General features: G+C 56.1%; 17 protein-coding genes. All 17 read left to right on the top strand.

Annotated features, from left to right (window positions below):
* Window positions 1–36 precede the first annotated feature (36 nt).
* The 17 genes from DBR00_RS14120 (at window position 37) to DBR00_RS14040 (ending at window position 20,501) form a co-directional block, all read left to right on the top strand.
* The gene (locus tag DBR00_RS14120) at window positions 37–2,376 is read left to right on the top strand and encodes a PEP-utilizing enzyme (RefSeq protein WP_108487315.1); all 2,340 of its coding nucleotides are present in this window, start codon (window positions 37–39) and stop codon (window positions 2,374–2,376) included.
* Complete coding sequence (locus DBR00_RS14115) at window positions 2,373–2,987, top strand: gamma-glutamyl-gamma-aminobutyrate hydrolase family protein (RefSeq protein WP_108487316.1); 615 nt, start codon at window positions 2,373–2,375, stop codon at window positions 2,985–2,987. Before DBR00_RS14120 ends, DBR00_RS14115 begins: the two co-directional genes overlap by 4 nt.
* A 14-nt stretch (window positions 2,988–3,001) precedes the next feature.
* Complete coding sequence (locus tag DBR00_RS14110; RefSeq protein WP_108487317.1) at window positions 3,002–3,748, top strand: phosphocholine cytidylyltransferase family protein; 747 nt, start codon at window positions 3,002–3,004, stop codon at window positions 3,746–3,748.
* Window positions 3,745–4,278 (top strand): adenylyl-sulfate kinase, encoded by a 534-nt coding sequence (locus DBR00_RS14105; protein ID WP_108487318.1) that lies wholly within the window; start codon window positions 3,745–3,747, stop codon window positions 4,276–4,278. Before DBR00_RS14110 ends, DBR00_RS14105 begins: the two co-directional genes overlap by 4 nt.
* Window positions 4,275–5,021, top strand: a complete 747-nt coding sequence (locus DBR00_RS14100; protein WP_108487319.1) for a class I SAM-dependent methyltransferase — start codon at window positions 4,275–4,277, stop codon at window positions 5,019–5,021. Before DBR00_RS14105 ends, DBR00_RS14100 begins: the two co-directional genes overlap by 4 nt.
* 19 nt (window positions 5,022–5,040) lie before the next feature.
* Entirely contained in the window at window positions 5,041–6,138 is a 1,098-nt protein-coding gene (locus tag DBR00_RS14095) for a DegT/DnrJ/EryC1/StrS aminotransferase family protein (protein ID WP_108487320.1), read from the top strand.
* Window positions 6,138–7,082: a WxcM-like domain-containing protein gene (locus tag DBR00_RS21285; protein ID WP_108487321.1), complete on the top strand. Its 945-nt coding sequence runs from the start codon at window positions 6,138–6,140 to the stop codon at window positions 7,080–7,082. Before DBR00_RS14095 ends, DBR00_RS21285 begins: the two co-directional genes overlap by 1 nt.
* Window positions 7,079–8,152: a CDP-glycerol glycerophosphotransferase family protein gene (locus DBR00_RS14085; protein WP_108487322.1), complete on the top strand. Its 1,074-nt coding sequence runs from the start codon at window positions 7,079–7,081 to the stop codon at window positions 8,150–8,152. The genes DBR00_RS21285 and DBR00_RS14085 overlap by 4 nt, the downstream gene beginning before the upstream one ends.
* A 14-nt stretch (window positions 8,153–8,166) precedes the next feature.
* The gene (locus DBR00_RS14080; RefSeq protein WP_256583018.1) at window positions 8,167–12,477 is read left to right on the top strand and encodes a glycosyltransferase; all 4,311 of its coding nucleotides are present in this window, start codon (window positions 8,167–8,169) and stop codon (window positions 12,475–12,477) included.
* Window positions 12,478–12,749: 272 nt separating this feature from the next.
* Entirely contained in the window at window positions 12,750–14,252 is a 1,503-nt protein-coding gene (locus DBR00_RS14075) for a flagellin (RefSeq protein ID WP_108487324.1), read from the top strand.
* 72 nt (window positions 14,253–14,324) lie between these two features.
* On the top strand, window positions 14,325–14,717 hold the full coding sequence (locus tag DBR00_RS14070) for a flagellar protein FlaG (RefSeq protein ID WP_108487325.1): 393 nt from the start codon (window positions 14,325–14,327) through the stop codon (window positions 14,715–14,717).
* Between the two features lie 76 nt (window positions 14,718–14,793).
* Window positions 14,794–16,251 (top strand): flagellar filament capping protein FliD, encoded by a 1,458-nt coding sequence (gene fliD / locus DBR00_RS14065; protein ID WP_108487326.1) that lies wholly within the window; start codon window positions 14,794–14,796, stop codon window positions 16,249–16,251.
* 2 nt (window positions 16,252–16,253) lie between these two features.
* The gene (fliS, locus tag DBR00_RS14060) at window positions 16,254–16,646 is read left to right on the top strand and encodes a flagellar export chaperone FliS (RefSeq protein ID WP_108487327.1); all 393 of its coding nucleotides are present in this window, start codon (window positions 16,254–16,256) and stop codon (window positions 16,644–16,646) included.
* A 71-nt stretch (window positions 16,647–16,717) separates the two neighbouring features.
* The gene (gene fliS / locus DBR00_RS14055; protein ID WP_108487328.1) at window positions 16,718–17,098 is read left to right on the top strand and encodes a flagellar export chaperone FliS; all 381 of its coding nucleotides are present in this window, start codon (window positions 16,718–16,720) and stop codon (window positions 17,096–17,098) included.
* A gap of 25 nt (window positions 17,099–17,123) precedes the next feature.
* On the top strand, window positions 17,124–17,420 hold the full coding sequence (locus DBR00_RS14050) for a flagellar protein FliT (protein ID WP_108487329.1): 297 nt from the start codon (window positions 17,124–17,126) through the stop codon (window positions 17,418–17,420).
* Between the two features lie 214 nt (window positions 17,421–17,634).
* Window positions 17,635–19,107, top strand: coding sequence for a sigma-54 dependent transcriptional regulator (locus tag DBR00_RS14045; RefSeq protein ID WP_108487330.1), 1,473 nt, complete (start codon window positions 17,635–17,637; stop codon window positions 19,105–19,107).
* Between the two features lie 185 nt (window positions 19,108–19,292).
* Window positions 19,293–20,501, top strand: a complete 1,209-nt coding sequence (locus DBR00_RS14040) for a PAS domain-containing sensor histidine kinase (protein WP_108487331.1) — start codon at window positions 19,293–19,295, stop codon at window positions 20,499–20,501.
* The last annotated feature ends 1 nt before the right edge of the window (window position 20,502 follow it).

Genomic DNA, 20,502 nt, shown 5'->3' with positions numbered 1-20,502 from the left:
CAGAATCCATTTCTCCTGGTAACAGTAAGGCTAGGCATGAATAAGGGCACAGAGCGCCGCGTGGCGTTTTCCAGCAAGGCACGAACGCTTGATGGCCTTAGAGGCCTTCTGAGCTGTGCCAGTCTGTTGTCTCAGCATGTGTTCTCGGTGGGTGAATGGCGACAGGCGCCGGATAGTTGCCTTAGACGGATTATTGACGCGGGCTGGGCCTCTATGGCGGTGCGGAGCTCAAGCGTGCGTGAAGACGCCGCTAATGCGTCAGCAGCCGGTCAGTTCGAGTCCTGTTTGGCTGTGGCGCCTGCCGGCTTGCAGGACGCCATCTATGCGGTCATTGCCTCCATGGGAGGCGAGCACGCCAGCGCTGCCGACGAAGTTTTCGTCCAGCCCATGCTTGAAAATGTCAGGACTGCCGGTGTGGCGTTCGGTGTGGAGCCGAGTTCGGCCGCGCCGTATTTCGTCATTAATTACGACTCCAGCAGTGGCCGTACTGACAGCGTGACGTCAGGCGATTCCAATGAGCTGCATAACTTTTATGCACACCACAGTGCCGAGCAAATTCCGCAACCGCTGCAGCCGGTAGTGGCCATGTTGCGTGAGCTTCAGTGCCTGTTCGGGAGCACTGCGCTGGATGTTGAGTTCGCTGTCGATGCACAGGGCATCTTGTATTTGCTGCAAGTGCGTCCGCTCGTGCTTCAGGTGCCTGAAGTCGATGTGGCGACGCACACCCAGCTAGTGTCGCTGATCCGTGAGCGAATCCGTATCGGCCAGCGGCCACAGCTGTTTCTGCATGGCGAGCGTACGGTCTACGGCGTGATGCCGGATTGGAATCCTGCGGAAATTATTGGTGTACGTCCTAAGCCGCTGGCGCTGTCGCTGTACCGTGAATTGGTCACGGACATGATTTGGGCTTACCAGCGCAATAATTACGGTTACCGTAATTTGCGCAGCTTTCCGTTGATGCTGCATTTTCACGGGCTGCCTTATATCGATGTTCGTGTGAGCTTCAACTCGTTCGTGCCGCGCGATCTGGATGGAGCCTTGGCCGACAAGCTGGTCAATTACTACATCGAGCGGCTGGTGTCGGCGCCCAGCCTGCATGACAAGGTTGAGTTTGAAATCGTTTTCTCCTGCTACACGCTCGATCTGCCGCAGCGCCTTGAGCGCCTACGGGAGGCCGGGTTCAGTGAGGCGGAGTGCGCACAGCTGGCCGCTAGCCTGCGTGAGTTGACCAATCGCATCGTTGATAACAACACCGGGCTGTGGCGTTCTGACGAGGCCAAGCTGAAGGTCTTGCTGGCGCGCCGGGAAGAAATCCTCAGCGCCGACACTGATCCGGTGTCTCGCATCTACTGGCTGCTGGAAGATTGCAGTCGCTATGGCACCCTGCCATTCGCGGGTTTGGCCCGGGCAGGCTTTATTGCGGTGCAGCTGCTGCGCTCACTGGTTGCGGTGGGGGTGCTGGATGTTGAGGATTACAACGCTTTCCTCAATGGGCTGAATACGGTCAGTGGGCAGATGACGCGGGACTGGCAACAACTGGATCGCACCACATTCCTCAGTCGATACGGGCATTTGCGTCCGGGCACTTACGACATCCTCTCGCCGCGTTACGACGAGGCGCCTGAGCTCTATTTCGATTGGCAATCAAGCGGCCAGGAAACGGCGCATCAGAGTACGCCACGTTTTGCACTGTCGCTGGAGCAGATGCGTTCAATCAGTCGTCTGCTGGCTGAGCACGGGCTTGCCCATGACGTGGTTGGACTGTTCGACTTTCTCCAGGCCGGGATCGAGTTGCGTGAGTACGCCAAGTTCGTGTTCACCCGCAACCTTTCCGATGCACTGTCCCTATTTCGCGACTTTGGACGCAGCCTCGGCTTCAGTGAGGATGACATGGCATTCGCCAATATTCAGGTGATCAAGGAATTGCACGCTGCCAGTGCAGATCCTCACGAGTTGCTGGCAAGCAGCATTGCTGATGGTCGTCGCCGTTACGCGGAGACCTGCCAATTGATGCTGCCGCCGCTGATCACTGCGCCTGAGGATGCCTTGGTCTTTCACCTGCCGCAGAGTGAGCCTAATTTCATTACCCATGGCCAGGCCACTGGCAACGTAGTTTCGCATCATCAGCGTGATGAGCTCGTTGGTGCCATTGTCATGATTCCCAGTGCCGATCCGGGGTTTGATTGGCTGTTTTCGCACCGCATTGCCGGTTTTGTTACGGCCTATGGTGGTGTCAATTCGCACATGGCCATCCGTGCCAACGAGCTAGGTCTTCCGGCCGTGATCGGCGCCGGTGAGGCGCTCTACAACCGATGGGTGGTCGCGCGCGTCTTGAAGCTCGATTGTGCTGCGCGCCGTGTGGACATTCTGCGATGAAACCGGTGCTGCTCAGCCAGCGAGTTGAGTGCTTGCCTGCGCGTGGCGAGCGTCGTGACGCGCTTGACCAGCGGTTGGTGCACTGGTTGGCCGAGATGGGTGTGTTGGCAGTGCCTGTACCCAATAATCCTGCGCTGGTGGCGCACTATTGGGCGCAGGTTAAACCGGTGGCTGTTGTACTGTCCGGAGGCAATGATCTGGCCTGTTTGGGAGGCGATGCCCCCGAGCGCGATGCGACCGAGCTTGCACTGGTCAATCAGGCCCTGGCAGAGGGCTTACCGCTTTTGGGGCTGTGCCGGGGTATGCAGTTTCTGATCCGTTATTTCGGCGGCGAGCTGCAAGCGATTGAGGGGCATGTGGGTACGCGTCATCAGCTACAGATCGGCAACGCCTGGCATGATGTGAACAGTTACCATGGCTGGGGGGCTTATGCATTGCCTGATCCCCTGTGCGCCCTGGCGTATGCCGAAGATGGCTGTGTGGAAGCCATGCGTCACTCGAGCCTGCCGGTGCTTGGCCTGATGTGGCATCCGGAGCGTGAAACACCTTACAACCCGCAGGATGTCGCCCGGGTAAGCGATTTTCTGATGCAGCGCAGGTATATGGAATGAGAGGGCGCGGTTAAATGCGAGGTTTGATCCTGGCTGCTGGTCGAGGCAGTCGAATGAAAGCGCTGACCGACCATCAGCCCAAGTGTTTTGCCGTCCTGCATGGCCGGCGTTTGCTTGATTGGCAAGTGTCAGCATTACACGGCGCGGGTATTGAACACGTCGCTCTGGTGCGTGGGTATTGTGGTGAGGCTTTTGACCTTGATCTGCACTATCTGGAGAACCCGTTGTGGGCTAGCAGCAACATGGTGCGCACGCTGCTGGCGGCTGACGAATGGCTGTCTGGCGACGATTGCATCGTCAGTTACAGCGATATTGTCTACACCGCCAATACGGTGATGTCGCTCGCCGCTAACCCTGCGGCGCTGGCCATCGCCTATGACCCCAACTGGTTAACCTTATGGTCGCAGCGCTTCACTGATCCGCTGGCCGATGCGGAAAGTTTTTCCCTTGATCAGCAAGGTGACTTGGCGACGATTGGGGAGCGTTGCACATCCGTCGCGCAGATACAGGGCCAGTACATGGGCTTGCTGAAATTTACTCCGGCCGCCTGGGCACGCATCAGGCAATGGTTGTTGAGCCTGGAGGCGAGCGACGTTGATCGGCTGGATATGACGACTCTGCTGCGGCGGCTGTTGGCCACGGGCGAGCGTATAGCCGTGTCGCCAGTGGTGGGCCCCTGGGGCGAAGTGGACGCCTGTGAGGACCTTGAGCTCTATCACCGCCTGCTATCAGCCCAGGCCCTGGCCGGTGGCCCCCAATGAGCCGCGTGATCTGGATTACCGGATTGTCCGGTGCCGGCAAAAGTACGCTGGCGCGCGCGCTGACTGAACACCTGCGTGAGGGCGGGGATGCCGTCGTATTGCTGGACGGAGATGAGCTGCGCGAAGTGTTTGGGGCTGTAGCCAATAGTCAGGCCAATCACGGTCGTGAAGGGCGTCTTGGCTTGGCCATGCAATATGCGCATTTATGCCAGGTACTGGCCCGGCAGGGGCTCACTGTAGTCATCGCGACCATTTCGCTGTTCCGTGAAGTGCATGCCTGGAACCGTGAGCATCTGCCCGGTTATCGCGAGGTCTACTTGAAGGTACCGCTTGATGAGCTTCGTCGTCGCGATCCTAAAGGCCTTTACCAACGTTTCGATGCAGGTGAGATTCGGCATGTGGCCGGTCTGGATCTGCCTATCGATGAACCGCTGAGCGCAGATCTGATACTGGATTATCAGCCCGGCCTGTCGGTTGATCTCATGCTCCAAGCCCTTGTGAAACTAGCCGAACAAGAGATGCCAAGATGAAAACAGAATGGGACTATACCTCGCTCGCTGATGCCTATCTCAAGCGACCGGACTACGCGGATGCGGCAATTGATGCCATGTTGGCAATCGCCGGTTTAACGCAGGGGCGCATCTGCGATGTGGGTGCCGGTGTCGCGCATTTGACGCTGATGCTTGCCGCCCGCCAGTTTCAGGTGACGGCCGTTGAACCCAACGATGCGATGCGTGCCAATGGCATCAAACGCACCGCCAGCTTTGCCAACGTCAATTGGTTTGAAGGCACCGGCGAGCAGACCGGACAGCAGGATGGCCAGTTTGACATGGTCACTTTCGGTAGCTCGTTCAATGTGTGCGACCGCCCCAAGGCACTGCTGGAAACCGTGCGCATCCTCAAACCTGCTGGCTGGTTCGCGTGCATGTGGAACCATCGTCGTCTGGACGATCCGATCCAGAACGAAATCGAAAACATCATCAAGGCCGAGGTGTCAGGCTACGGCTATGGCACCCGCCGTGAAGACCAGACGGCCATCATCGATGGCAGCGGTCTGTTCGGCCCGGTGGTGCATCTGGATGCCAATGTGATGCATGAACAGTCCATCGAAGAGTGCGTTGAGGCATGGCGCTCTCACGCCACCCTGCAGCGTCAGGCTGGCGATCGTTTCTTGGCGGTGGTTGATGCCATTGAGCACTACCTTGCCAGCCTCAAGACTTCGCATATCCAGATCCCGTATTCGACTAACGTGTGGGTGGCTCAGCGTCGCTGAGCTACCAGTAGGTAACCCTATGCTGCCGATCAACGACCTGCACCGTCACAACCAGCCGTTGCTTGATGACTTGCAACGCGCAATGGAACGAGTCTTGCGGCGTGGTTACTACATCCTGGGGCCGGAAGGTCAGGCCTTTGAGCATGCGTTTGCCAACTATCTCGAGGTCGTGGATGCCGTGGCTGTGGGTAACGGTACCGATGCCCTGGAGTTGGCACTGCGCGCCCTGAAAGTTGGCCCTGGCGATGAGGTGATTACGGTCGCGAACGCTGGTATGTATGCCAGCAGTGCTATTCGGGCCGTGGGGGCAGAGCCGCGTTATGTGGACATCGAACCGGTGCACCTATTGATGGATGTCTCATTGGTTGCGCAGCTGATCGGGCCGCGTACGCGTGCAGTCATTGCCACTCACCTTTATGGTCGAATGGCGGATGTAGGGCGTTTGCGTGCGTTGTGTGATGGTGCCGGTATCGCGCTGATCGAAGATTGTGCTCAGGCCCATGGCGCTCGGCGTGATGGGCGAGCAGCCGGTGCCTGGGGGCACCTTTCAACGTTCAGTTTCTATCCAACCAAAAACCTGGGTGCGCTCGGCGATGGTGGCCTTGTTTCCGGTACGGATCATGAGGCCTTGGGCCGCGTGCGTCAGCTGCGTCAGTATGGCTGGGGCAGCAAGTATCAGGTGGTTGTTGGCGGCGGCCGCAATAGTCGTCTTGATGAGTTGCAAGCGGCCGTTCTCCTGGAGAAGTTGCCTCATCTAGACCGCTGGAATGAGCAGCGCAGGGACGTTGCCCGGGCATACCGCGCAGGGCTATCCAATCTCGGTTGGGTGTTGCCGGGTGAGCCTCATGACGATGATGTGTGCCATCTCTTTGTCGTGCAGCTGACGGCGCGTGATGAGGTACGCAAACGCCTCGCCGAGGCTGGTGTCGGCAGTGATGTTCATTACCCCATTGCGGATCATCTGCAGGGCGGTGGACAGGCTGAGGCCGTGTCTTTGCCTGTAACCGTAGCTGTTACGCCGCGCTTGATGAGCCTGCCATGTTTCCCCGAGCTGACTGAAACCGAGATATCGACAGTCATTGCTGCATGTCAGCAGGCTGTAAAAGGAGTCGCCTAATGAGTGGCTTTATGGTGCATCCTCAAGGGCTTTGTGAAACCGCTCATGTGGGCGAGGGAACTCGGATATGGGCGTTTTCCCATGTGTTACCGGGCGCCAGCCTGGGGCGTGACTGCAATATCTGTGACCATGTGTTCATCGAAAATGATGTTGTCCTTGGTGATCGCGTCACGGTTAAGTGTGGCGTACAGCTGTGGGACGGTTTGCGTATCGAGGACGATGTATTTATCGGTCCGAATGCCACTTTCACCAACGATCGCTTTCCTCGCAGCAAGCAATATCCCGAGCGGTTTTTGGCGACTAAGGTCGAACGAGGGGCGTCGATCGGGGCAAACGCCACCGTCCTTCCGGGGTTGACCATTGGCCGCTATGCCATGGTGGGTGCTGGCGCTGTGGTGACTCATTCAGTGCCGCCCTATGCAATTGTGGTAGGTAATCCTGCCCGCATCGTGGGGTATTCCACTACGGTTCCAGCGCAGGCGGATGCTGTGGCACCGACTCAGACTGATCAGCGATACGCGTCGCGCGTGAGTGGGGTCGTGCTCCAGCATTTCGCTCTTCATGAGGACATGCGTGGTGCATTAACCGTGGGTAGTTTTTCCAGTGAGATTCCTTTCGAACCGAAGCGCTACTTCATGGTGTTCAACGTTCCCAGCAAAGATGTACGAGGCGAACATGCACATAAAGTGTGTGAGCAGTTCTTGATTTGTACTCAGGGCACTGTTCGCGTGATGGCGGATGACGGCCATGCGCGAGAGGAGTTCCTCTTGGATAAAAACAATAAAGGGTTGTATCTGCCTGCCGGTATTTGGGCCAGCCAATATGCATATAGTGCGGACGCTGTTTTGCTGGTTTTTGCATCACACGATTACGACTCGCAGGACTACCTGCGCGATTACAGCGAGTTTCTGAACTGGATCGGTTCGCAGGGAGTGGGTGAATGAATCGAGAAGTTATCTGCTATTGCCTCCATACCTCGCACGTTCTCAACCTGGGGGGCATTCCAGAGCTGTTAGCCAAGCAGGGTTGGCGAGTGCGCTGTTACAACGCGTTTGCCCAAGCCGCGTTCCCTGGCGAGCTGCAAAAAGGCGTCGAATATCATTTTGAAACGTCCCAGCAGCAACTTGCTGCTGAGCAGGCAGATTTGTATTTGACGCCTCTTGTTGGGCAGTCCAGTCATTTCCCGCGTGGCGCCAAGCGGGTGCACTTTCTGGTGTCTCTTACCAGTTTGGAAGGTGTGTACGACGAGTCCATGTTCGATCACTTCGATGCGATTGTCTGTGCGGGTCGCCACCACATGGAAGAGTTTGCTGCGTTAGGTCAGCGCCGCGGCTGGGGTGGCAAGGTGCTGTTGCCAGTGGGGTATCCCAAGCTGGATGGCCAGCGTTGTGCCTTGGCGGCATCCAGCGATCATCCGCGCGAGGGGGCTACTACGGTGGTGTTTGCACCTACGCATGCCTATTACGTGAATCAGAGCTATTCGGTGCTGGGGCGCTATGGCGAACAGCTGATTGAAAAGGTCCTGGGCGCAGGCATGAGGCTGATTTTCAGGCCGCATATGGAATCCTGGCGGGATCAGGATAAACCGGTGGTCGAGCATATTGTGGCGCGTTTCTCAGGCGTTGAAGGGTTTGAGCTGGACCGTTCGGCCAACTACTTCTCCAGCTATGCACGCAGCGACATGATGTTGACTGATGTTTCGGGTACTGGCTTCACCTTTGCTTTCACATTTGGCCGTCCTGCTCTGTTTTTTGCGCCGCAGGCTGAGGTGGAAGAGGGCAAAAGCGGTATCCAGTTCGAATGCCGGGACAACATTGGTTTAGTCGTGCGCGACGTTGATCATTTGGTTGAACGACTCCAGTTGACCAAGCGCCATGAGCAGTTTTTGCAAGTGCGAATTGAAGAGTTGCGGGATTACCTGTTGTTCAATCCAATGACCAGCGAGCGCTATTTCGTTGAGCATGTCGACGCCCTGGTGAATGGGCGTTATCCATCCGATTGGCGGGTGGTCTGATGCGAGGGGGCTGTGTGACCAATATTCGACCCGATGTCACGGTCGCCGTGATGTCCTACAACAACAGTGCCTACATCGCGCAGACGATAGAGTCAGTGCTGGCCCAAGAGGGTGTCAGCCTGGAGCTGTTTGTATTTGATGACTGTTCGACAGATCAGACTCTCGATGTGCTGCAACGCTACACGAGTGATGCGCGTTTTTCATATGAGGTTAATCCGAACAACCTCGGCATGATGGGTAACTACAACCGCTGTTTGCGAGCGGGTACAGGGCGTTTCGTCGTTGTCCTGGGTTCGGATGATCTTCTTTACCCTGGTCATTTAGCAAACCAGGTGGCGGCTTTGGAGTTACATCCGGAGTCCGACCTGGTCTACACCCAGTGCCAGTGGATTGATGAAACAGGTGCGGCGACTCAACAGCCAGTCCACCCCGGGCATCGCCTTTGTTCGTATTTTGGTCGACGTGATGAAGTTGTCGACCTGCTGAGTTTCGATAACTACATCACCCCATCTGCCGTTATGTTCCGACGTGCTGTTTTTGCGCATGTGCAACTTGTTGATGGGAATGTGCACCGCCCTGATCTGGTGGCGGGGGATTGGGAACTCTGGACGCGGATCGCTCGGCATAATCCAGACTTTGTATTTCTGCGCCAGCGCACTGTCGGCTACCGCGTGCACGGCGGGCAAATTTCCCAGAGTTTCTACTCGTCCTCAAAACCGTTGTTAGAACATACGGAGATTCTGGAGCTCAACCTGGCTTGCCCTGAGGTTTTGCCGCGTTTACGGGCAAAAGCCAGTCTGATATGGGATCTCTATCAGCGCCGGCAGAGCCAGTATTCTCAAGAGGTGAGGGCGCAGATTGCTGATCGCGTCGCAGCTATTCACCGCGCGTTGTTTGCCTCTGAGCGTGCAGAAGATACATCGGCGCCCATGTTTTCGATCATTCTCACGACCTACAACCGCCCTGGGTTGTTGATCGATGCCTTACGCAGTGTTCAGAACCAGGCGTGGCAGGACTACGAGCTGATCGTGATCAATGACGCAGGCGAGCCTGTGGAGCACGTGCTGGCTCAGGTTGATATGCCGGTGACCTACGTGCGTCAGGGGCGTAACCAGGGGTTGTCGGCTGCGCGAAATGCCGGTTTGAAATTGGCGCGGGGACGTTACATCGTCTATCTGGACGACGATGACATCTATCTGCCTAATCATCTTGCTGTATTGGCCGAAGCCTTCGTGCGCCATCCAGGCAGCGTTATCTACACCGGTGTCGAATACGTCAGTGAGCGGCTTGAAGGCGAACAGCGAATTGAGTTGGCGCGCAGCCAACCCTACTGCCATGAGGTTTTTGATCGGGATCGGCTGTTCACCCAGAATTACATACCGGTCAATACCTGGGCGCACCCGCGCGAGATGTTGAATGTGGTGGGTGAATTCGACACTGGATTGGCGGCGTTTGAAGACTGGGACATGCTCCTGCGTCTCGCCACGCATTATCCCTTTGTCCATGTGCCGCTGGTGACGACCGAAGTCCACACTCGTCAACAGAGTGCTGCGGGCGAACATATGCTGGGGCGAGAGAGAAAGAATTTTCCCGCGCTCTATCAGATGCTTTATCAACGTTACCCAGGATCGCAAGCGGGGCCGCTACAGCGCGCCCGCGAAGACATGCTGCAACGTCTGGGTGTGTCGTCGGGAGCCTCGCGCGAGGCCTACACCTTGCAGCATTGGTTGGCGCAGCGTTTACCCACCCAAGCCGAAAATCGTCTGATTAACCAGCACCTGCAGGAGCAGGGTGGTGGTCCGTTAATCGGCATCATGGTGCTGGATGTTGAGGGGCAGTCAGCCCCCTTGATGAAAACGCTAAAGAGCTTGATTGGTGAGCATTGTTTGTATGCCACCCTGAAAATTGTCGTGCTGACAAGCAGCCGTGATACGCCAGCCACGTCGGCGCAAGACAAGCTGCACTTTGTCCATATGACGGATGAAGATTTGGCATCGCAGCTCAATCGGCTGTTGGCTGACAGTGAGGTCTCCTGGTTTATGTTGGCCCGAGCGGGGGATGAATTTACTTCCAGCGGCTTGATGATTGCGGGGCTTGAGTTGGCGGCGAACCCGGGTTGCCGTGCGGTATACGGTGATCAGTTGCAGCGTCTTCCAGATGGTGCTTTGGGGGGGGCATTTCTCCCGGCATTCAACCTGGATATGTTGCTCAGTTTTCCCTTGGTTATGGCGCGTTACTGGTTGTTTCGTCGTGACATTGTGCTGGATCTGGGTGGTTTTGATGCGCAGTTTTCCGATGCGCTTGAATTTGACCTGATCGCTCGACTCATTGAAGCCCAGGGCTTGGTGGGGCTGGGGCATATTGATGAGCCGCTGGTCATCATTGATGCACCGGTATTGCGTGATAACCCCGATGAGTGCCGCGTGATTGAGCGTCATTTGTTGCAGCGTGGTTATCAGGCGCAGGTTATTCCCGGATTACCGGCGCGCTACCGCATCAATTACGGCCAGATGGACACACCTATGGTGTCCATTGTTATTGCGCTAGAGGCATCCCTGGCCAGCCTGCAGCGCTGTGTGGACAGCCTGCTTGAGAAGACTCGCTATACGAATTACGAAGTTCTCCTGGCAGCACATGATCAGCTGGATGCTTCGACCCAGGCTTGGTTACAGGGCATTAGTGGTTTGGCGGATCCCAAGCTGCAAGTGATTTCAGCCGATACAGCTATGCAGGCGCAGAACACGGCTGCTCTGCATGCGCAGGGTGACTACCTGCTGCTCTTGTCCGCTGAATCAGTTGTGGTCTCTGAAATATGGCTGGATGAGTTGCTGAACCATGCACAACGACCTGAAGTCGGGGTGGTGGGGGGCAAACTGCTGCGCAGTGATGGGCATGTCGATCAGGCTGGTTTGTTGTTGGGGCTTCGCGGACCTGCGTCGCGCGCTTTTGCCGGTGAGGCAATTGACAGCGCAGGGTATATGCAGCGGCTGCAGGTTGATCAGAATTACACGGCTGTCGGCGAGGCTTGCCTGATGGTACGCACCGACATCTTCCGCCAATTGGGCGGATTGGATGTCACGTTGAGTGCATATCGCGATGTGGATTTCTGTTTGCGCGTGCGTGCCGCCGGTTATCTGACTGTATGGGCGGCCCATGCGCTGCTTATGCACGAGCAAGAGTACAGAGAGCCGGATGTTGCTGAGCAGGATGCATTTTATGAGCGTCACTTGTCAGCGATTGCGCATGATCCGGCTTATAACCGAAACCTGGCATTGAGCGGGCGTGGTTTTGATCTGGAAGTCGATGCCGGTCTGACCTGGCGCCCTCTTACGTGGCGGCCTCTGCCAGTGGTGCTGACTCACCCTGCTGATCCTTATGGTTGTGGGCACTATCGTGTAATCAAGCCATTTTCAGCGCTGAAAGATGCTGGGCTGGTCGATGGCATGATGTCCTTTGGGTTGCTTCAGGTGCCTGATCTGGAACGCTTGAAGCCCGATGTGATTGTGTTGCAGCGCCAGATCGGCGATGACCGACTGGAGGCGATGCGCAGGATCAAGAAGTTCTCCCGAGCATTCACCATTTATGAACTGGATGACTACCTGCCTAATCTGCCAATCAAGAGTGTTCACCGAGCGCAAATGCCTAAAGATGTTTTCAAGTCTTTGCGCCGAGGGCTGAGCTTTGTGGATCGCTTTACGGTGTCTACCGAGCCGCTGGCGGAAGCTTTTTCCGGTTTACATGATGATATTCGAGTCATAGAGAACCGCTTGCCGCTCGATTGGTGGAGCGATCTCTCTGCGGCTCGGCGTCGTGGGGCCAAACCTCGCGTTGGTTGGGCTGGTGGTATCAGTCACACCGGTGACCTGGAATTGATTTTCGATGTGGTCAGAGAGCTGGCTGGAGAGGTTGAGTGGGTATTTATGGGTATGTGCCCGGACAAAATCCGCCCTTATGTGCATGAGGTGCATGCGGGGGTTGATATCGACCGTTACCCGGCGGCTTTGGCCAAGCTGGATTTGGATCTGGCGTTGGCTCCGGTTGAGCAGAACCTGTTCAACGAGTGCAAAAGCAACCTGCGTCTTCTGGAATACGGTGCCTGTGGTTTTCCGGTGATTTGCAGTGATCTGGTTTGTTACCGGGGGGCTTTGCCTGTTACCCGAGTCAAGAATCGATTCAAGGATTGGGTCGACGCCATCCGTATGCACATCAATGATCTGGATGCGAGTGCCAGCATGGGCGACGAGCTGCGCAGGCAGGTGCGTGAGGGCTGGATGCTGGAAGGCGCTAACCTTGATGCCTGGCGCGCCTCATGGTTGCCCAACTGATGCCGATACAGTGACGGGCATCGGGGTAGTGGCTTGTTCAGGAACCTGGTAATAGCTGTCGAATTATCGGCAGATGCCAGGTTTCTCCTGCCTTTGATGCATAAGTACTTGTTCTGCTGGCGGAAAAAAAAACAGAGTCAGATGCTAAAGCTACTCTTTAAACCGCCGATACAAAGATCGAATGCGAACTTTATGGGGCGTCTGAGCAAAGCAGGCCCAGAGCTCGCAGGCTCAGACAAACTCAGTAGCACGGTCCTTTGGAGGCAAACACCATGGCCCTTACAGTCAACACAAACGTAGCGTCGCTCAATACTCAGCGTAACCTCAATACCTCATCCAAAGGCCTGGACACCTCGCTGCAGCGCCTGTCCACCGGCTTCCGTATCAACAGTGCCAAGGATGATGCCGCAGGCCTGCAGATCTCCAACCGTCTGACCAGTCAGATCAACGGTTTGAACGTTGCGACCCGTAACTCCAACGACGGTATCTCCCTGGCGCAAACCGCTGAAGGTGCCCTGCAGCAGTCGACTGGTATTCTCCAGCGCATGCGCGACTTGGCTCTGCAGTCTGCCAACGGTTCCAACGGTGCTTCTGAGCGCGCGGCCCTACAGGGTGAAGTGTCCCAGCTCCAGCAAGAGCTGAACCGTATTGCCGATACCACAAGCTTTGGTGGTCGCAAGATTCTTGACGGTTCTTTCGGTTCGCAAAGCTTCCAGGTAGGCGCCAACGCCTATGAAAATATCAACGTATCCATCGGTTCTGCTGCGACTGACCGCATTGGTGTGAACCGTTACACCACCTCTGGCGGTGGTGCGTTCGCCACCAGTGGTGCATTCAGCGCAACCAGCGGCAGCGTCTACAGCTCCTCCGGCTTCAGCATTGACTCCAAGCTGAACAGCTCTGCCACTGCAGTAACTTTTGCTGCCAGTGGTTCGGCCGGTGAGATTGCCTCGGCGGTCAACTCGAAGAGCGACGAAACCGGCGTAACTGCAAACGCCCGTACTGTTGCGCGTCTGGGTACCGTTTCTGCTTCTGGTTCCATCGCGTTCTCTCTGTATGGCGCTAACAGCAAAACAACCTCTACCGAGAACGCGAATATCTCGGCACTGGTCACCGATACTGCTGACCTCTCTTCTCTGGCTGAGGCGATCAACAAGGAAAGCGGTAAGACCGGTATTTCTGCTGTATCGAAAGGCAGCTTCATTGAGTTGGTCAGTGATCGCGGCGATGCGATCAAGATCGAGAACTTCTCCATCAGTGGTACCGCAACCGCATCGTTGGAAGCACGTAACTTTGACGGTTCGGCAATTGTTGGCGCGGCTGTCAGCCTTACCAGCGGTACAACCAACGATGCCCGCGTGGATGGCCAGGTTATCTTTGAAGCACCTGATGCCTTCCAGGTAACCGGTATGGGTGCCGGTGTGGCCAGCGCAGCAGGTGCCAGCAGCTTCAGTACTCTGGACTCGGTGAAGGACATCGATATCAGCACTTCTACTGGCGCTCAGGATGCTCTTGGGATCATCAACGGTGCGATATCCAACATTGACAGTCAGCGTGCCCAGCTCGGTGCTGTGCAGAACCGCTTCGAGAACACCATCTCGAACCTGCAGAACATCTCTGAGAACGCCTCGGCTGCACGTAGCCGGATTCGTGACACCGACTTTGCTGCTGAAACCTCGGAACTGACCAAGAACCAGATCCTGCAACAGGCCGGTACTGCGATCTTGGCCCAGGCCAATCAGCTGCCACAGGCTGTGCTCAGCCTGCTCGGCTAAGGGTAAAGGCGCTAGACTACGGGGAGAAGGGCTTAGCTCTTCTCCCCGTTCCCTCATTCTGAGGAGAGAGTTATGGACATTAGTTCGATTCAGGTTACGTCCGCCCCGAACGTTGTTGCTTCGAAAGCAGAGCGAGCGCCAAGCTCATCTGCAAAAGTTACGACTGATGCTGTTGAGCGTAAGCAGGCTGAAGAGGCTGCAGTGGCCACCGCCACTAAAGCTGAGAGCAGTCCTGCAGCTTCTCGCGAAGAAGTTGAAGCCGCTGTTGCGACAATTCAGGATTTCGTTCAATCGGTCCGGCGCAGTCTCAATTTCTCCCTGGAGGAGGGGAGTGGTCGAGTTGTAGTCAAGGTGACGGATGCAGGTTCGGGTGATGTGATTCGGCAAATTCCTTCAGAAGAAGCGCTGCAGCTTGCAGAAAATCTTTCGGAGGTTCGTAGTCTGTTATTCAAAGCCGAGGCCTGATTCCATTCAATTGGCACGGCTTTTGACTACTTACACCGGTCAGGTGTTTATAGTCATTTTATTGGCGAGGTGAAGCATGGCCGGGATTACGGGCATTGGCTCAGGGATCAAGATCGACGAAATTGTCGCGGCGATGGTCAATGCCGAAAAGGCACCCAAGACCAATCAGCTGGATCGTCTTGAAAAAACCACGGTCTCGCGCATCTCGGCAATGGGTTCGCTAACCAGTGCGCTCAATACATTTAAAACCGCTGTCGATTCGTTGAATAAAACGGCTCTGTTTGAGTCGAGAACAGCCAGTTCATCGAACACCAGTGCGCTCAAGGTAACCGCCACCACAACGGCGCCTGCCGGCAACTACAATGTTCAGGTCAAACAGCTGGCGACCAGTAGCAAGGTTGCATTGCAGTCTGTGTCCGGCGGCAGTGCGGCCACCTTCAATAGCGGTACGCTGAATATTTCCACCGGTAGTTCTAGTTTCGGCGTGGCTATCACGGCGAGCAATAACACCTTGGCCGGTATGCGCGATGCAATCAATGAAGCTGGTAAAGCAACGGGTGTAAGCGCCACCATCATTACCGATGACTCTGGTTCACGTTTGGTATTGAACTCCACCAAGAACGGTGCGGGTAACGATATTCAGGTGGCTGTAACCGAAAACGGTGTGACCACAGGAGCTAATACGCTGACATCCCAGGCGTTTACTCCCACGGTCGCTCCTGGCAACCCCAATGCATTCGTTCCACCAAACTCTACGACGGGTGCTGGTGGTGTCATCACCAAAGCTCAGTCATCGAAAATATCAGTCGATGGCCTGGAGTTGGTGCGTAATACCAACAGTATTACTGATGCGCTTGAGGGGGTGACGCTTGATCTGAGCGCAGCGCAGAGCGCCACTGATCTTGCCGATGGCAAGACTATTAGCGTGACTGTTGGGGTCGACAAAAGCAGTGTGAAGAACAACCTGCAAAAGTTTGTCGATGCTTACAACGCATTGATCAGTACAACATCCCAATTGACCGCCGTGGTTCCTGTCGACGGTGGCAATCCCGTGACCGGCCCTCTACTGGGTGATTCGTCGATCCGCAACGTATTGTCTGGTTTACGCAATGAAATGGTGAAGATGTCGGGCGAAGGCGGTGTGCGTGCATTGGCCGAGCTGGGGATTGCCACTGAAAAGGACGGCAAGCTCAAACTTGATGACACCAAGTTGACCAAGGCACTCAACAATAACTTCGACCAGGTTGCCGGGTATCTGGCGGGTGAGGGTGGCCTGATGGGGCGCTTGTCGAAATCGGTCGGTGCCTACGTTGGCACAGAAGGTGTACTCAAGCAGCGAACTGATGCCCTGCAGGCTACCAAAGTCAGTGTCGATGAGCAGCGCAAAGCCTTGGCCATAAGGGTTGAGAGCTTGAAGACACGGCTCTATGCCCAATACAACGCGATGGATTCCTTGGTAGGACGCTTGCAGAAAACCAGTGAAAGCCTGGCCAATCAGCTTGCCAAGCTGCCAGGTGTTGTGAAAAAGGATTAGTAATGAGCAAGAAGCCGATAGATACCTATAAACAGGTCAATACGAGTCACGATGTCTCGCCTTATCGTACGGTGCAACTGCTGCTTGAGGGCGCGGTACAGCGAGTGATGTTGGCTAAGCATGCGCAGGCTGAAGGGGATGCAGAGGTTCGTGGTTTGGCTGTTGGCAGCACCATCACCATCCTGGGTGTGCTCCAAGCCAGTCTCGACAAGAGTCTGGGAGGGGAAATTGCCGAGAATCTTGATGCTTTGTATGACTACATGACCCGTCGTCTTGCCGGTGTAGCGCTTGACTCTACACCGCGTACGCTGGATGAAGTTCAAGTTCTACTTGAGCAGATCAAAAGTGCCTGGGACGCAATTGGTCCCGAAGTAGAGCCTGCTGCAGTTAGTTGATTTGATTGTTAAAGCTTTGCGCTGGAAAGCCGATATCCAAGGTATCAGGTCAGCAAGAAGCGAGAACAACGATGAACGCTATGGCGGCTCTCAAGCAGTATCAAACCGTCAATACCCAGGCGCAAGCTGTAGAAGCCAGCCCGCATCGCCTGATACAGATGCTGATGGAAGGTGGGCTTACGCGTTTGGCACAAGCGCGCGGGGCAATGGAGCGCGGCCAGGTAGCCCTCAAAGGTGAATTGATCGGGAAGGCGATCGGCATTATCGGTGGCCTGCGTGAAGGGCTTAATCTCGAACAGGGCGGTGAAGTAGCCGAAAATCTGGATCGTTTGTATGAGTACATGACGATGCGCCTGTTAGATGCCAATGTGCAAAACGAAATCGCGCCTCTTGATGAAGTCACTCACCTGTTGCGCAATGTCAAAGCTGGCTGGGACGCCATTGCCGAATGAGGCGTTCCCATCCGAGGAAGTGTTTATGAGTTCATCCGTGAAGCGACTTGAAGAAACCGGTAGTGCCTTGCGGGTAGCCCTGGCGACTCAAGATTGGGCCGCAATCGGTGAGCTGGACCTGCAGTGTCGTCAAGCTGTTGACGAGGCAATGGTTGATTCTGCCGGTGATGAGGACACCCTGCGTGCGCGAATGCAGGAGTTGCTTGATTTGTATCGTGAGCTGGTTCTTGTTTGTCAGAGGGAGCAGCAGCGCTTGTCCCATGAGTTGGTGCAGCTTAACCAGTCTCAGCACGGTGCAAGGGTCTATCAGCTGTTCGGTTGATTGCCTCTCTCTTGCCGATTTCAATCGATGTCGGCCCTGTTACCCCTCTTCTTTTTTGTTACAGCGGCTTAGCTGGCTTTTTGAGCAGCATAAAAGTCACGCCATAAAATTGACTGCGAACAGAAAATTGACTTAACTAGTGCCAATTGTCGGCACTGGCCTGGGCCTTGGGCAGCAGACCGTACTCTCTTCACTCCAGGATCAGTAAATACATATGTGGCGTGAAACCAAGATTCTTCTGATTGACGACAACAGTGAGCGTCGGCGTGACCTGACGGTGATCCTGAACTTTTTGGGTGAAGAGCATCTGGCCTGCGACAGTCAGAGCTGGCGACAGTGTGTGGCTGAACTGTCGTCGAACCGTGAGGTGCTCAGTGTTCTGTTGGGCGAAGTGAGCGCCAAAGGTGGTGTTTTGGAATTGCTCAAGCAACTGGCTGCCTGGGATGAATTTCTGCCGACCTTGCTGATCAATGAGCAGGTGGCGGCGGAGTGGCCGGAAGAACAGCGTCGCAGTGTGCTGGCCTGCTTGGAAATGCCTTTGAGCTACAACAAACTGCTCGACTCGCTGCACCGTGCGCAGGTCTATCGAGAAATGTACGACCAGGCTCGCGAGCGTGGTCGGCAGCGTGAAACCAACCTGTTCCGCAGCCTGGTGGGCACCAGTCGGGCCATTCAGCAGGTGCGGCAGATGATGCAGCAGGTGGCCGATACCGAGGCCAGCGTGCTGATCCTTGGTGAGTCGGGCACGGGTAAGGAAGTGGTCGCGCGTAACTTGCATTACCACTCCAAGCGTCGGGAAGCGCCTTTTGTTCCGGTCAACTGCGGTGCGATTCCTGCCGAGTTGCTTGAGAGCGAGCTGTTCGGCCACGAGAAGGGTGCCTTTACCGGTGCGATCACCAGCCGGGCTGGGCGTTTTGAACTGGCCAATGGCGGCACCCTGTTCCTCGATGAAATCGGCGACATGCCGCTACCGATGCAGGTGAAATTGCTACGCGTACTGCAGGAACGCACCTTCGAACGGGTGGGCAGCAACAAGACCCAGAGCGCTGATGTGCGGATCATTGCTGCAACGCACAAGAACCTCGAAAAGATGATCGAAGACGGCAGCTTCCGCGAGGATCTGTATTACCGTCTCAACGTTTTCCCGATCGAGATGGCCCCGCTGCGTGAGCGCATCGAGGATATTCCGCTGTTAATGAATGAGCTGATCTCGCGCATGGAGTTTGAAAAGCGTGGCTCCATTCGTTTCAACTCGGCTGCGATCATGTCGCTGTGCCAGCATGACTGGGCAGGCAACGTGCGTGAATTGGCCAACCTGGTCGAGCGTATGGCGATCATGCATCCCTATGGTGTGATTGGTGTCGGTGAGCTGCCGAAGAAATTTCGCCATGTCGATGACGAAGACGAGCACATGGTGGCGACTCTGCGTGATGAGTTGGATGAGCGTGCCACCATCATGGCCGGTTTGCCTGGCGTGGATTCGATGGCCATGCTGCCGCCGGAAGGTTTGGATCTGAAGGACTATCTGGGCAATCTTGAGCAGGGCTTGATCCAGCAGGCACTCGACGATGCTAGTGGCGTCGTCGCGCGTGCCGCCGAACGGCTGCGAATTCGCCGCACCACCCTGGTTGAAAAAATGCGTAAGTACGGTATGAATCGGCGTGATGATGAGGAGCTGGACGACTGATCTTTGTTTGTCAGGCAATCGTCAGTGACTTGGCGCTTGCTCCTTCAATAAAGCCGAAGGTTTGACGAAGCCTTCGGCTTTATTTTTATGGCTTTGATTTTAAAAGGATATTTTTTCAGGCACGGGTATTGCTAACTCTCTCGCAACTGACTGTCTTATGACGGCTCGCTGCGCGAGAGAGAACCATGAACGCTAACGTCCAACGCCCTGAAGAATCCGAAGCGCCCGCTCCCGTAGAGCAGGCCAGCCGTGCCGGGCTCGAACAGGCCTTTGCCCTCTTCAACCAGATGTCGACCCAGCTCAGTGCCTCATACAGCATGCTGGAGGCCCGAGTGACTGAACTCAAGGGCCAGTTGGCGTTGGTCAGTGCCCAGCGTATGCAGGAGCTGGCCGAGAAGGAGCGCTTGGCTCACCGTCTGCAGAGTCTGCTGGATCTGCTGCCGGGCGGAGTGATCGTGATTGATGGCCAGGGCGTGGTGCGCGAGGCCAACCCGGTGGCGCGTAATCTGCTGGGCTTACCTCTGGTGGGTATGCTCTGGCGTCAGGTGATTGCCCGTAATTTTGCGCCACGTGAAGACGATGGCCATGAAATCTCCTTGAAGGACGGTCGGCGTTTGTCGATTGCCACTCGTTCTTTACACGCCGAACCAGGCCAGCTGGTGCTGTTGACCGATCTGACAGAAACCCGGCGCTTGCAGGATCAATTGTCCCGGCATGAACGCTTGTCGGCTCTCGGGCGTATGGTGGCGTCTCTGGCTCATCAGATCCGCACACCGCTTTCCGCTGCTCTTTTGTATGCCAGTCATCTGACGGAGCAGGTACTGCCGGCTGAGCAGCAGCAGCGCTTTGCGGGGCGTCTGAAAGAGCGCCTGCATGAGCTGGAGCATCAGGTGCGTGACATGCTGATCTTTGCTCGCGGTGAACTGCCACTGCCAGATCGTCTGGCTCCAGCCGCTTTGTTTGATGCGCTACGCGGTGCTGCCGAGCCGCACGTTCTAGGGATGCAGGTGCGCTGGCAATGCGATAGCCGGATGGGCGAGTTGCTGTGCAACCGCGACACCCTGGTAGGCAGCGTACTCAATCTGGTTAACAACGCGATTCAGGCCGGTGGCCGCGAGGCGCGCCTGAAAATTCATCTGTATCAGCGCGGTGAAACAGTGCGCCTGTGTATCAGCGATAACGGCCCGGGCATCGACAGCGTGACGCTGGCGCGGCTTGGCGAGCCTTTCTTTACCACCAAAACCACCGGCACCGGGCTTGGCCTGGCCGTGGTCAAGGCAGTGGCGCGCGCCCATCAGGGGGATGTGCAACTGCGTTCGCGGCCGGGACGTGGCACATGCGCCATTCTCACCTTGCCGCTGCTTGGTGCTTCGCACCCTTTGATTCAGGAGTAAC

This window comes from Pseudomonas sp. HMWF032, assembly GCF_003060885.1.
Taxonomy (GTDB): domain Bacteria; phylum Pseudomonadota; class Gammaproteobacteria; order Pseudomonadales; family Pseudomonadaceae; genus Aquipseudomonas.
This window is presented reverse-complemented; position numbering and strand designations above follow the sequence as displayed.